This is a genomic window from Planotetraspora sp. GP83 (assembly GCF_041262585.1).
Taxonomy (GTDB): Bacteria; Actinomycetota; Actinomycetes; order Streptosporangiales; family Streptosporangiaceae; genus JAOEGB01.
The window spans coordinates 121024-135334 of sequence record NZ_JBGCBZ010000014.1 but is presented as its reverse complement, the minus strand read 5'-3'; the positions used below and the strand labels follow the sequence as shown (position 1 = coordinate 135334).

General features: G+C 70.4%; 9 protein-coding genes. 8 read left to right on the top strand and 1 reads right to left on the bottom strand.

All coding sequences use genetic code 11. From position 1 onward, the window contains the following. The first annotated feature begins 144 nt into the window (after positions 1–144). The 8 genes from ABH927_RS20700 (at position 145) to ABH927_RS20665 (ending at position 13054) form a co-directional block, all read left to right on the top strand. Positions 145–798, top strand: coding sequence for a DUF433 domain-containing protein (locus ABH927_RS20700; RefSeq protein WP_370023898.1), 654 nt, complete (start codon positions 145–147; stop codon positions 796–798). Then, positions 779–1228 carry a DUF5615 family PIN-like protein gene (locus ABH927_RS20695; RefSeq protein ID WP_370023897.1) on the top strand — a complete coding sequence of 150 codons (450 nt, stop codon included), beginning with the start codon at positions 779–781 and terminating at the stop codon, positions 1226–1228. The genes ABH927_RS20700 and ABH927_RS20695 overlap by 20 nt, the downstream gene beginning before the upstream one ends. Positions 1229–1248: 20 nt before the next feature. Continuing rightward, positions 1249–1797: an RNA 2'-phosphotransferase gene (locus ABH927_RS20690; RefSeq protein WP_370023896.1), complete on the top strand. Its 549-nt coding sequence runs from the start codon at positions 1249–1251 to the stop codon at positions 1795–1797. Positions 1798–1951: 154 nt separating this feature from the next. Next, complete coding sequence (locus ABH927_RS20685) at positions 1952–3310, top strand: hypothetical protein (RefSeq protein WP_370023895.1); 1359 nt, start codon at positions 1952–1954, stop codon at positions 3308–3310. Beyond that, the gene (locus ABH927_RS20680) at positions 3307–5379 is read left to right on the top strand and encodes a CHAT domain-containing protein (RefSeq protein WP_370023894.1); all 2073 of its coding nucleotides are present in this window, start codon (positions 3307–3309) and stop codon (positions 5377–5379) included. Before ABH927_RS20685 ends, ABH927_RS20680 begins: the two co-directional genes overlap by 4 nt. Beyond that, positions 5376–11681 (top strand): hypothetical protein, encoded by a 6306-nt coding sequence (locus ABH927_RS20675; protein WP_370023893.1) that lies wholly within the window; start codon positions 5376–5378, stop codon positions 11679–11681. The genes ABH927_RS20680 and ABH927_RS20675 overlap by 4 nt, the downstream gene beginning before the upstream one ends. 7 nt (positions 11682–11688) lie before the next feature. Continuing rightward, positions 11689–12690: a hypothetical protein gene (locus tag ABH927_RS20670; protein ID WP_370023892.1), complete on the top strand. Its 1002-nt coding sequence runs from the start codon at positions 11689–11691 to the stop codon at positions 12688–12690. 133 nt (positions 12691–12823) lie between these two features. Beyond that, entirely contained in the window at positions 12824–13054 is a 231-nt protein-coding gene (locus ABH927_RS20665) for a hypothetical protein (protein ID WP_261586493.1), read from the top strand. 66 nt (positions 13055–13120) lie between these two features. On the opposite strand, the gene ABH927_RS20660 is transcribed toward ABH927_RS20665, so the two are convergent. Continuing rightward, on the bottom strand, positions 13121–14293 hold the full coding sequence (locus ABH927_RS20660) for a glycosyltransferase family 4 protein (RefSeq protein WP_370023891.1): 1173 nt from the start codon (positions 14291–14293) through the stop codon (positions 13121–13123). Positions 14294–14311: the final 18 nt, after the last annotated feature.

The window sequence follows — 14311 nt, the reverse complement described above, 5'->3', positions numbered from 1 at the left end:
CACGTAGGGGGTTGTGCACGAATTACCGCGTCTCAGGCTTCGCTCGGCCCCGGAGTCAGTGATCTAAGTCCAGGCCAAGTGGAGGAGACTTTGCGATGATGGCAGGCAAGAGTTGGAGCAGAGAGGCGTGAAGGGGGCGAGGCGATGGCATACAGCCCGAAGCTGGCGGCGGCGCTGTCGGGCGCCACGCTGCGGCAACTCGCGCATTGGCGCAAGGTCAGCACAGGCCGCGGGGCCGTACTGGTGCCCGAATTGTCGGTAGAACGGCCGATTCTCTACTCCTTCCGGGACGTGGTGGCCCTGCGGACCTGCGTCAAGCTCCGGAATGACGCCTCGTTGCAGAAGATCCGGCGCGCGCTGGACACGCTCCGCGACGACCTGCGAGAACGGGACCATTTGTCGTCATACACGCTGGTTGCCGACGGCAGCAGCATCTATCTGGCCGCGCCCGATCACGCGGTGGACCTTGTGCGGAAGAAGGCGAATGTGGTCATCCACGAGATGGTGGACGTGCTGCAGCCCTTCTATCGCGACGGCCGCCACATCCCGCCGCTGCTGCAGCCTCGCGAACATGTGGCGGTCGATCCGGCCGTTCGGGGCGGGATACCGGTGATCGACGGGACCAGGGTTCCCTATGACGAGGTCGCTGCCCTGCTGCGTGACGGTGTCCCCGCCGAGCGGATCTCTGACTACTACCCGAGCGTCACTCCTGCGGCGGCACGGGATGCCGTCGACTTCGCTGACTATGTCGACAGCTATGACCCTTCAAGGGAGCCGCGTGAGGCTGCTGCTGGATGAAAACGTGCCCCGGCCGCTTCACCAGGTTCTGACCGCGTTCATGCTCACCCATGAGATCGTTCACCTGCTCGATCTTCCGGGCTGGTCCGGCACCCGCGATGAGGCCCTATACCCACGGGCACGTGCGGAGGGGTTCCATGTCGTGTTGACCAACGACGGGCGGCAGATGCATCGGGCTCGGGAAGTGGCGGCGATCGCGGCCTCCGGACTTCATCGCGTCGAGTATCCGCACCGGCATCCCGGGCTGGTGGGGATCGGCGTCGCGATCGCCACGGGCGCTGCCGGGCTTCCGGGTGCCCTTGCCGTACTGGAAGAGGAGGAAGGGCAGCGCCTCGTGACGCTGCGCGGCGTGGATCCCACGGTGGGCAGTCGGCTGCGCGTGGTGGATCCGGCAGTGCAGCCGCCCAAGTTCTGGCCGTCCTGGTCGTAGTCCGGTTGGGGGTCGTTGTGATGGATGAGCGGCGGCTGGTGCGGGTTTCCAAGTTCCTCGCCAAGCATCTGCGGCATGAGCCCGAGCGGATCGGGATCGAGCTGGACCCGCACGGCTGGGTGGAGGTCGACGTGCTTCTCAGGGCCGCGGCCTCGCACGGGTTCCCGATCTCTCACGCCGACCTGCGGCAGGTCGTGGCCGACAACGACAAGAAGCGGTACGTGATCGAGGAAGGTAGGATCCGGGCCCGCCAGGGCCATTCGGTGGCCGTCGATCTCGATCTGCCGGTGGTCGAGCCGCCGCCGTTCCTCTTTCATGGCACGGTGGCCAGGAGCGTGGCCGCGATCCGGGCCGAGGGGTTGCGGCCGATGGATCGGCACCATGTGCACCTGTCGCGAGACGGGCAGACGGCGACAAGCGTGGGCGCGCGGCGGGGCAAGCCGGTCGTCCTGGTGGTGGACGCCGCCGCCATGCACGCGGCCGGTCATGCCTTCCGGGTCAGCGCCAACGGGGTATGGCTGGTCGACCACGTCCCGCCACGCTTCATCCGATTCCCCGAATCACCGTGACGCCCACGGGCATCCGTCGCCGGGCCTTGGGAAGGCGTGATTCGGGAGCGACCCGAAGCGTCACGGAGCGATCACAGGTCTACTCAAGGGATGAGGCGCCGAGCGGCGGCACCGTATCTTTTCAGGTGTGCGCCCTGAACGTGTCCGTGCTCGGGTGGACCGTTCCCTTGCCACAGCCGAGATATCGCGTCAAGAGGTCGTCGCGTGGCTGGGGGCGCGCGGTGCGGATCCGCGTTTCATCCGGTTCCAGCATCACATCCGCGTTCTGGAAGACATCTTCGCCGAGATGCTGACGGCTCTCACGGAGGAGCTGGACAAGGCGCACCTCATTCCCGGCTCGGGCGCGGTCTACGAACGTTGCGCGGAACTGGACCGGAGCCTGCTCGCCGTGCGGCGGCTGTTCGAGTGGTACGCCGGGAAATACGACCAGCGCCTTGATCCGCGCTTCGGCCCCGTCCTGGCCGCGGCGGACGAGGTGGTCCGGAGCTGCTGGCGAGAGCCGTTCGCCCTGCTGGGACGAGACCCGCCCACCGGGCCGCTTGCCTACGTGGAGCCCCGGTTCGACGCCTCCGCGACCCCGAGGCTTTCGGTGCCGCCCGACCTTCGTGCCCCGGCCGACGCCGTGGTGGCCTCGTTCGTCGCCGAACTGCCGATCCCGGTCGTGTGCCTGCCCGCCTGGACGGCGCGGGAAGCGTGGTGGCTGGTGCTGTCCGCGCACGAGACCGGCCATCACGTGCTGCACGATCTCGGTGATCTGGAGCACGCCGCCCGGATGGCGCTTGTCTCCGTGGCTCCGGATGGGACTCAGGAATGGTCGGACTGGACCCTGGAGGCGTTCGCCGACGCCTATTCCGTGCTCATGACGGGCCCCGCGGCGGCCTGGGCGGTCACCGAGTTGCAGCACGGTTCCCGGGAGACCCTGTTCAGGGCTCCCCGGCCGGGTGACGCCTACCCTCCTCCTGTCGTACGGCTCAGACTCATGGCCGAGGTCGCCCGTCAGGCCGGCCTCGGTGATCTGTCCGCCTGGACGGCCGAGCCGGAGCCGCCCGGCGACGCGACCCCACCGGAGTTCCGCGCGCTGTTCGCGGCGGTGCCCAAGGCGGCCGCGGCGTTGCTGGGCATTCGGCTGGACGGACGGTCTCTCCTGGAGCTGAGCGGGCTGCGGACGGCATGGTTTTCGACCGGCGGCCTGGCCTGGAACTGGGCGCGCAGGCTGGGTGAACGGGATCCGCTGTTCACCCGGCTCGACGAGCGCGCCGCCGCACGTGTGCTCATCGCGGCCGGAGTCGCCGCCGGAGCCGGGGCGCAAGCAGAGGCGGAAGTCGCGGCGGGCGTCGCGTCCGGGACCGGAGACCGGCTTCCGCCCGCTGATCGGGAGCGTGTTCACGGGAACCTCGTGGCGCACCTGGCCCGCTGCGGTCCGCCGGGAACGATGGGCGCTCAGCCGCCGAAGCCGCAGGTCGCCGCCGTGGCCCGAAGACTCGCGGCCAGGCTCGTGGCGGGTGCCCCATGAGCGGGCTGCCGAGGGTCGTCATAACCGTGACCGATTCCGAGGTCCGGATCACATCGCAGGGCGTTGACCTGCTGCAGCCGTACGATTTGGCCGCGGCACGCCTGGAGCCGCTGCTGGCCGGATCGCCGTTGGACGACGTCAAGCAGTACGGCATGGCGCTCTTCGACGCCCTCGTCCGCCCCGCTTGGGATGAGATCATGAAACTCGCGGCGGTAGACCGGGCACGAGGCGTGGAGCTGGCCCTTCGCCTGCCGGACGATTTGCAGCGGCTCATGTGGGAGACGATGCACGACGGCGTCAGGCCGCTCGCGGCCTGCGACATCCTGGTGGCGTTCACCCGGCTGCTGCCGTCCGATCGGAAGCCGCGGACCATCAGCGGCGCTCCGAGAGTCCTGTTCGCCAGCGGTGCTCCGCTGACCGACCCGGTGATCCGGCCCGGGGCGATGTTCCTCGGCCTGCTGCGGGAGTGCGAGTCGGCAGGGCTGGCGATCACCCGGCTGGCCGGTGAGGGGGTGACCCTCGACGAGCTGGCGACGAAGTGTGCCTCCTTCCGTCCCGATCTGGTGCATCTCGTGGCGCACGGCCGGCTTGACGAGTACGGCGAGCCGACGATCCAGCTCGCCGGGGAGGACGTGTCGCCAACACAGCTGGTCAGCGCATTGAAGCCACACCTGCCGTTGGCAGTCGTTCTCAGCTCGTGTCATGGCGCGGCGGACGGCCGCGCCACGTCGGGCGGCGCGGAGCGCACGTCGTCGGTCGCGGCCCGGCTCGTCGCCGCGGGAGTGCCACTGGTCGCGGCGATGGCCGGGGAGATCAGCGAGCAGGCCTGCCGGTTGTTCTCCCGGCTCCTCATGCGAGCGCTGCTGGCGGGCGAGGAGGTCACCGAGTCGGTCGCGCACGGCCGCCGCGCCGCGCTGGTCGCGAGCCCCACGGTGTGCGACCGGTTCGACTGGGCGATGCCGATCCTCTTCGCCGCGGAGACCGTGCCGGCCGGGTTCCGGGCGGTGGACCCGGCGCCCGCCATGAGGATCCGGGAGATGGCCCGCCGGCTCGACCTGCTGCAGCAGCCCGTCTACATCGGCCGCCGCCCGATCTTCGATGTCGTGGACGAGGTGTTCGACAAGAAGCTGAGCTTCGTCGCGGCGGCCACCAAGAGAGGCTTCGACAATCTCGGGACGACCCGGCTGCTGAGGGAGATCGGCTTCCGGCTGCTCCAGGCGGGGCACGTGCCGCTGCCGCTGCTGCCGTACAAGGAGCAGTCGGCGCCCAGACGCCTGCGGCAGGTGGTGGCCGACCTGATGCACGCGGACCTGCGCGTCCGCCTCGCACTGGGGTTGCCGCTGTATGTGCCGCTGGCCCTCCAGTCGGACCTGGGCCTGCCGCAACCCGTTGTCGGCGGCAACGACGCGGTGAGCCGGCAACGGATCCGCGAGGCGGTGGCGGCCTTCCGGAAGAGCGACGCGCCGCTGGCGCCGGACTCCGTGAACGAGCTTCTCGCCGAGGACCTTCACGCGCTCGCGAGCGGTAGCGCGCGCCTGGGCCCGCCGTTCGGGGAGCACACCAGGACGGTGGTGCTCGCCGAGGCGCTGCATCTCTGGAAGGGCGCGCTCGGCTACATCGAGCCGGAGCCGGGCCTGCTGGACATGCTCACCCCGGCCGGCCTCGGGACCGCCGGCTCACCGGCCCCTGTGATCGCGACGGCGTCCATGAGCGACAGCGGGCCGCTGCGGGCGTTCCAGGCCGACCGGCCGGGCATCGGCGGCTGCGTGTTCCCCGAGCTGGGGCCCCTTCCTGACGACGAGGCGGCGCTCGGCTACCAGTGGATCCTCCTGCACCCATGGCATCCCGACGCGGACTACCGCAAGGTGTACGTGGCGACCCCCGATCACGACCAGGACAAGCTCCGTGAGCGGTTCCGCAAGCGCCTCAGGGGCGAGCCGAAGTGGATCGCGCTCAAGCTGTACGAGATGGTCGACGACCTCGCCGACTACGGACACTTCCTGATCCAGGATGACGACGCCGCCTGGCGCTCCTATGCCCGGCTGCACGGCCTGAGGCAGGACCCATGACCTCACCCTCCTCCTCGGCCCGGCTGCCGGATGATGTGGACGCGGAGCTGGATCGCCGCGACCGGACCCGGCGAAGCGAGCAGCTTGACGCCTTCCCTCCCGATGTTCTCGCCGCCTTCGCGCTCCTACCCGAGTGGACCGAGTCTCTCGCCGTACGGCTGTCGCACGTCAATATTGATGTGATCGGCCGGATGAAGTCGCTGGCCGAACAGGGGCTCGTCGAGACGCGGCCGGTGCTGCTCGAGGACGGCACCGAGGAGACGGCCTTCTGGCTCCACCCGGCGGCCCGGGAGGAGGTGGGTGCCTACCTCCGGTGGGAGCATCAGGCGCGGCTTAGCCGGAGACTCAACTCGCTTCTCGACTCCGTATGGAACCTGGCGGAACCCCTGCCGGGGCCGTACCGCTACTGGGGACCGGAAACCCGGGCCGACGAGCCCGCCCGGCGGCGTTTCGCGGCGGCGGTCACGGAGAGTTTCGCGGCAGTGGGCTTCCCCGCGCTCGGCGACTGGGTCCTGGTGGCCGCCGATCATCTCGATGATCCCTCGGGGCTCCGGTTGCTCGGAGAGGTGTCCCGCAGAATCGAGGCGGGAGCCGTACCGGACGCGGCACGCCTGGCCGCGACGGCGCGGGTGGTCGGGGATGTCCTCGGCGGGCACCTGGCGGACTCGGCCCGCAGGGCCGGGTGGCGGGTCGCGCGCGCCGAGCAAGAGGCCGAGGATGCCCACTTCCTGCGCCATTACCTGCGCCGCCGGGCCATTGAGGAGGCGCTCGAAGAGTCCATACTCGGCGGCCGACAGCGCGGGACGGGGCCCGACCGGGTGCCGGACGGGCGGAGCAGCGGGCTCTCGCACGGGGCTCCGATCGATGAGTGGGCCACCCACCTGCTGGGCGAAGGCGGCATGGGGAAGACCATGCTGGTCAGGTATCTCACCTCAGGCCGGTTCGCCCGTGATCGCCGAGAGAAGCCGTTCCCCGTCGCCAGGGTGGACTTCGACTACCTGGACCCGCGCTATCCAGAAGACCGGCCTGGCGAGATTCTCCTCGCGCTGGCGGGTGAGCTTCTCGGCTTCGTCGAATCCCGGGATGCGGAGGCCCGATATCTCCGTTTCCGCGAAGCGGTCGACCACCTCCACGAGGAGCTGTCCCGCCGGGAGCGGCTCGTCGCGAGAGAGGACCCGCTGCTGGAGGGCGCGGTTGCCACGTTCGCGCGTTTCCTGGGTGAGCTCCCCGGTCCCGTCGTCCTCATCCTCGACACCTGTGAGGAGCTGGCCAAGCTCTACCCGCCTCGGGCGCCCGCGCCCGCGATCGAGATCACATTCCGGATTCTCGAGCTCATCCGTGCGCGGATGCCGGCCGTCAGGGTCGTCCTGGCCGGTCGGCGCTGGCTGGTGCCGCCTCCCTCGCCCGAGGAGGCCTCCTCCGGGCCTCTTCTCCAGCCCAGAGACTACGTACGCGTGGTGCCGGTGGCGGGCTTCTCCCGGGACGAGGCCGCGGGTTATCTCGCGTCGCGGGCCGTGCCCGAGAGGCAGCTGGCCCCGATACTCGCGAGGGCTGAGATGTCCCCGCAGGCCGGAGCAGGCCCGGCGGCGGCAGCCGGAGAGCCCTTGCGCGGCGAGGTGGACCTGTTCAACCCGTTCGATCTGGCGACGTATGCCGAGTGGGCGCTGAGCGATCCCGATGTGGACCTGTCCGGCACCGCTGGCGACCCGTATGTGGAGCGGCGCGTCATCGGCCGCCTCACCGATCCGGGCGTCGTTCGCTCGCTGGCGGTCGCGGCGGCGCTGGGCCGGTTCGACCGGCGGCTCATCACGCCCGCTCTGGACCGGCTGGAGCTCGACGCCGACGAGGTCTTCGACGGGCTGGCCGCCCAGGAGTGGGTGCGGGTCATCGAGCTCGGCGCGGCCGGCCGGCCGTCGGTGATCGAGGTGGACGAGAACCTGCGCGACCGCCTGCTCGCCGTCACGGCTACCGATCCCGCCCGGTTCCCCCTGTCCCGGAACCTCCTCGGCCGGGACGCCGCGTCAGCGATCGACTCCACACCTGTCCTGGACGACGTGCCGGTCTTCGCGGTGCTCGCGGCCGTACGGCTTCTCTCCACGGAGGATGCCGGGCGGCTCTGGCAACGCATCGAGGCTCGTGCCGTGCGCGAGGACGCCTGGGCGTGGGCCGCGCAGGTCTCCGCCCGGGCCGCCGCGGCGGAGCACGAGAGGGCGGCCGCCGCGGTCGCGGCCGCCGCGAGAGTGATCCATCGCCGGCACGAAGACCTCGTCGCGTCCGCTGAAGCGGCGGGCACACCCCGTCCCATTCGTCCCCGCCCGATGCAAATCGAGAGAGGGGTTCCGACGATTCTGGCGGCGATCCTGGCCACCCAGGCCGCGTCCCGGATCCACACCGGCGGTGGCGCGGTCGCCGAGATCTGGCGCCAGGTCGGCCGGTACGCCTCACGCCACCCCTTTCTGGCTGAGCCTCTCGCCGATCGCGCGATCCTGGGGCAGGCGGCGGCCGGGCAACGGGTTCCGTTCCTCGCCGAGTACATCTCCCGGGCCATCGCCGGCGGCAGGGCTCCCGCCGGGTCGGTCCTGGCCGCCGTCGACGGCTGGATGCTGGGCGGTGCCGAGGGCAGTCCCGTGGGGGTGGGCTCCGCCGAACTGCGCCTGCTGGCACGCGACGCCGTCCTCCTCGCGGAGCCGGGGCGACCCCACCGGGTGTCCGTCGCCCCCGACGGCACCTGGCTGGCCACCACCTCCGACGACCACACGGTGCGGCTGTGGAACACCGACGGCACGCCGCGTGCCACGTTGCCCGGCCACACGGGAATAGTCATCGCGCCGAACAGCGCCTGGTTCGCCACGTGGTCGGGGCCCGGAACCATCCGGCTGTGGCGACCCGACGACACGCTGAGCGCGAGCGTCATCGAGGTGTCCCAGAGAATCGCCGACGTGGCCATCGCTCCCGACAGCACCTGGCTCGCCACCACCGCGGAAGGCGGGAGCGTTCTCCTCTGGAACGCCGACGGCACCCTCCGCGCATCCCTGTCGGACGGCACCGTCGATGCGACCGGCGTGGCCATCGCCCCGGACGGCATGTGGCTCGCCTCCGGTTTCCAGGACGGCGTCGTCCGGCTGTGGAACGCCGACGGCAGCTCTCGCGCCAGGATCGCGGTCGATGGCACGCGGCTGACCAGGCCGGTCATCGCGCCCGACGGCACGTGGCTCGCCGTCCTCGCGGATGACGGATCCGTATGTCTCTGGAACGCCGACGGCACTCCCCGCGCCAGGATCGCGGTCGATGACACGCGGCTGACCAGGCCGGTCATCGCGCCCGACGGCACGTGGCTGGCCACCCTCCAGGAGGACGGAACGGCGCACCTCTGGAACGCCGACGGCACCCTCCGGGCGACCTGCGCCCAGAGGGTCGACCGGCTCTTCGTCGCCCCCGACAGCACCTGGTTCGTCACCGTCTCAAGGGAACTTCGCTTCATGGGTGAAGACTTCGAAGGCGACGGTTTCCCTGGGTGCGCGGTCCAGCTCTGGAACGCCGACGGCACTCCCCGCGCGAGGTTGCCCATCCAGGCGTGGCAGACCGTCGGGCCGGTCGTCATCGCCCCTGATGGCACGTGGCTGGCCACCGTCCTCTATCGCACAGTCACGGTGTGGGACACCCACGGAGCCCGGCGCATGTCCCTCCCGAACCAGGGAGAGGCGATCGCCGATGTGACCGTCGCGCCGGACGGCGCCTGGCTCGTCACCGGCACTCAGGAAGGCAGCGTCCGCCTGTGGAACACCGACCGGGTGGTGGTGGCGACCGCGTTGACGCAGGCTGCCCTGCTGGCGCTGAGGGAGGGGGCCGGACAAGCCGAACTCCTCGCGGAGGCCGCGACGGCTTCGGCGTGGAACATATCGAAGGCCGCGCACGACTCGCGGTGGGCCGACTGGCTGCCGCCCAAGGACACACACGTCAGGGCCCGGCTGGCCCGGCTCTTCATCGCCGCCGCGGAGGGCGGGCACGCGCAGGCACTGGCCCAGGAGTTGCTCACCGGCGTTTCCTGGCCCGACCCGCCCAGCGATACGGACACCGATCGGCTGTTCTCGCTGGCCCTCCACATCCTTGCCCGGCACGGGCCACCCGCACTGAGGTACATCCAGGATCTCTCCTATGCCCCGGGCAACGCCGTCACTCACTGGCTCCATGAGGCAACGCCGCCTCTCGTCGTCGTCACGGCGCAATGCCTGGCCCTGCACGGCATGCCCGAGGGGGCGGCGCAGCTACTCAACGCCCACATCCAGGGGGCCGTCGCGGCGGGCGACGATCCGGACACCGTGCAGCACTGCCAGATCGCTCTGCTGCGGCTCTGCCGGCGCTTCCGGACCCTCCGATACTTTCCCCGGGCCGGCTCGCTCGCCATGTCGGGATCCCCGCTGGTGCGGGCCGAGGCATGGATCACGCTGACGCTGGTCGAGGGGCGCCAGCCCAGTACGCCGGAGGAGGCGGGCAGCTGGCACGGCTGGTGGCAGTGCCAGGACCGGCGCTCGCTGGGCGACTCCGAACCGGAGTGGCCTCCGGTGTGTCCCGAACCGGGAATCCCGGCGAAACTCACCGAGGAAAGCGCCCAGGAGTATGTGAAGCTCTATCCCCGGGCACGTCCTGTCGACCTCCCCAAGTCCGGCGCCTTCGAGCCGGACCTCGACCGAATGGCACCCGGTTCCCGAGGGCGGTCGACCTTGGCCAGGGCCGAGGTGCTGGCCCTGCGTTTCCCGGCGGAGGCGGCGGAGCTCCTCATGAACGCGGTGACCGATCTGGAGGAGGCTGAGGACACCGGCCACGCCGTCCAGGCACGGCTGCTCGCCGCCCTCGCGAAGGCCAGAGCCGTGGAGCGCGATGAGCGGGAGCCCGGGGCGACGCTGAGAGAGTCGATCTCCAAGATCACCAGAGGGCTTCCCGCGGACGGCGGCATCCGGACAGAGCCCATGGCTCCTCTCCTGACGGTGATGTACGACCACGAGAAGTCGGGCTGGTGGGCCCGCATGGGGTGGGTCTTCGAGGTGACCAGCGGCATCCGGGTACGGAACACCGCCCATCCGGAATGCCCGCTCCCATCAGGGACGCCCGCCGAGATCCCCGCCAACGACGTCGGGCGGACATCACTGATCAACCTGCGCTGGATTCTGGCAGCGGGCATGATCGGCGGATTGGTGATCATCGGCGTCGGGAGTGGCTGGTGGCAGACGCTGGGGGCCGTGATGGTGTCGGGTGTGAGCCTGCTCGTGCTGCTGGATCCCCCGCGCCGGTCCAGGGTCTTCCCGCCGCAGGCGATGACCTTGCACATGGTGCCCGGGGAGGTCACCGGTGTGACCGTCAAGCGCCTGCTGTATCCCTCACCCAATTCGTGGGGCCATCCATGGAGGAGCCGGCTCAGGCGCTGGATCCTCCGGCGGCCTTCCGATTCCAGCGAAACCGTTGAAGACGTCCGTATACCCGACCCGGGCGCCGGGCTCTCCGGAGATGACCGTGCCGAACCCGCCACGCGGCAGGACCTGTTGGACATCCTCAGCCAAACGGGTGAGAGCCCGTACCCCCAAGGGCGCGCCCCTCAATTCGTCTGTCTCGACATCTTCTCCGGGCTTGATCACGGGCCCTGGGAGCAGTGGCTCGGGCGGCACTCCTCACCCGATGTGGACCGGATGCCGCTGTGGTTCCGCTCGCTGGGAGACGGCCCGGAGCGGGAATGGCGCCGCGACTGGGGCGCGATGAACCCGCCGGTGTTCTTCGGACCCCGCCATCTCGGGCCGTCCGGGGCGGTTCTTCCTGATCCCACCGCGCGCCTTCAGCATGTGATCGGCGCCCCGGTCGCGACGGCCGACGGCTGGCGGCTGCGCGTCGAGACCGAGGACGGTCCCAGGGCGTCATCGGTGCGGCGCGCGGAGAACCCCGGCCGGGAAGGTCGGCTGATCGGCTCCGCGGATCTCGGCCCGGGCGAGGTCCCCCTGATCGTCCTGCAGGCGGAGCCGGTTGACGGGCCGCCGCGCTCGCTTGAGGACCAGCGGGAGGGCTTCGTCGCGTTCGCCCGCGATCTGATCGCCGAGGGAGCGAGAGCCGTCCTGATCATTCCACCGCTCCCCGACGAGGTCGCCGCCGGTGCCGTACGGCTCTGCCGTGAACACCTCGGCGATCGCCGGCGGCAGCCTGGGCCGCGCACCTGTCTCCGCGTGCTCACTCCCTTGCGGCACCTGATCGCCGCGGCTGAGGGACGGCACGAGGGCGAGCGCGCCCTGTTCGATCTGATCATGTTCTTGCCGAGATAGGAGATCCATGTCTGGTAACCGGGTCTGGCGGAGGATCGCGAGCTGGTTCGCGGCGGAGGCCGAGCACGTCACCCTGGCGTTCCTGCCTGAGCCGGGGTCGCGGCCGCTCATGCCTTACCAGGGTTACCTTCGGCTCTGGCTGGCCGAGGGATTCCTCGCGGACCGGCGGACCTGGACCATCGACCATTATCCGGCTCTGCACGGCGGGATGACGCTCGGCTTCCTCGGCTCCGAACCCGTCACGTTCACGACCATGACAAGGCCGGTGTGGACCGCCGCCGGGATCCGGCTCGACCAGGAGATCTCACCGCTGGTGCCGTACAGCGCCGGGGTGGTGAATGTGCAGGCCGGACTCTATCGCGCGTCGGAGAAAGGCCCGATCGGCGCCGCCGTACAGGTCGTCGGAGAGCTGGCCGGGCTGATCGGACCCCCGCTCGCGACGGCGGCGGCCATCGCCGCCAAGGTCTCCGACGGCCTCGACGCGGTGCTGGAGTCGACGGGTGAGAAGCCCGTGCTGGGCGTCGACTTCGGCATGGTCGCGCCGGGTGGCGGAGGGCGCCCGGTCCAGGCCGGGCACGTCGTGGTGCTGAACACGCCGAAGGCGCCGGGAGAGCTCGCCATCCTGGATGGGCTGCTGCACGTGGACGGCGAGCGGCTCACCGGCATCGACTATCTCGTTCTGCGGATCGAATGCCGGGCCGAGCGTGACGACCCCATCACGCCGGACATCGCGGGGCTGATCCAGCGGGCCATCGAGGCCAAACTGCGCGGCCATCGTGACTCCTACGAGGAGTTGCGGCAGGAAGCCATCATCAGGGCCTGGTGCTCGCCCGACCTGGTCCCCAGCGACCGGCCGCGGGTCGCCAAGTTCATCGCCGACCAGATCGACGTCGCGGAGCTCGGCGTGCTTCCCCCGGCCGGGATCATCGCCGGTGCGGCCGGACGGCTGCCGGCGCGGAACGCCCCGGAAGTGACCGGGCTGCGCTTGAGCGATCTCCTGATGCGGTGAGCGTTTCCGGCGATCGGGGCGAGGACCGTGGCCAGGGGACGTTTCGCAGCGAACACGGATGACAGCGGAGCGTCACAAGGGTTACGTTGAGCTGCGGCGTCCACGTGTCTGTGCCCCCCACAAAGGAGGACGCATGGGTGCAAACGAGCGGATCCTGCTGTTCATCGCCATCGCCTTTGCGCTGTTCGCCGCAGGGCGCCAATGGCAGAGAATGGCCGACCTGTGGAAAGGGTGGCGCGAAAGCGTCGCCGCGGTTCCCGTCCGTCGCAAGGCGGCATGGGGCGGCGTGAAAACGATGATCCGAGTCGGTCTGGTCGCGGCGCTGGTGTTCTGGCTCGTAACCAACATCAACTACTTCATGTAGCTTTGGCGCGCCTCCTCGGCGGTTCGACGGGGTATTCAAGCCGAACCTCTCCCTGTACAAACCTGCTCACGCCCCAAGATGAGACATGTCGAACCCAGCGGGGATCTCCGGCGGATCGGTCGCTCGCGCGGTCTGGGGATCCGGCTCGTGGAGGACGCTCTCGTAGTGGCCGAAGAGCTGGTCGCACACCGCGCCCCAGGTGCGGGCGAGCACGGACTCGCGGGCGTTGACGCTCATGCGGGCCCGTGTCTTCTCATCGGCGGACAGTCGTGCCACGGCCTCCCGCATCTCCGATGGCGCGCCGGGCGGGTAGAGCAGTCCGTTGTGTCCCGGCTGGACGAGGTCGAGAGGCCCGCCCGCGGCCGCCGCGACGACCGGGACTCCGGCCGCGAGAGCCTCCTGTACGGCCTGGCAGTACGTCTCGTTCGCCCCGGTGTGCACGAAGATGTCGAACGAGGCGAGAATCTCCGACAGATCCTCGCCGGTGCGCAGCCCGCAGAACACCGCGTCCGGCAGGCGGCGGCGCAATCCCCTCGCGGCCGGGCCGTCGCCCGCGATCACCAGCCGGGTCCCCGGCAGGCCGGCCAGCATCGTCAGCAGATGGACGCGCTTGTCGGCGGCCAGGCGGCCGACGTAGCCGACGATCACCTCACCGCCCGGGGCGAGCTCCCGGCGTAGCCGTTCGGATCGGTGGCGCGGGTTGAAGCGGTCGAGGTCCACGCCGCGGCCCCAGAGACGGAGCCGCGGGATCCCGTGCTCGGTCAGCTCGGCCATGGTCGCCGAGGAGGGGACGAGCGTCCGGTCGGCCCGGCTGTGGATGTGGCGGAGCCAGGACCAGATGGCGCCGTCCGCGCCGCGCATGCCGTACTGGCGGGCGAAGCCGGCGAGGTCGGTCTGGAAGACGGCGACGGCGGGCACGCCGAGCCGGGCAGCGGCCGTCATGCCCGACGCTCCGACGACCGTCGGTGAGGCGAGGTGAACGACATCCGGCTTGAACTCCTCCAGCCAGGCTCGGATCTCGCGGCTCGGCAGGCCCACCCGGAACGACCGGTAGAACGGCAGGCGGAACGCCGGGGTGGCGTGGACGGGGAATCCGGCATAGCTCGCCGGGCCCGGCCCCGGCGCTATGACCATCGCCTCGTGTCCGTGGGCCGCGAGGTGTTCCAGGACGCGGCAGACCGAGTTCGTCACGCCGTTCACCTGGGGGAGGAAGGATTCGGAGACGATGGCGACTCTCATGGGCGGAATCTTCCGTAG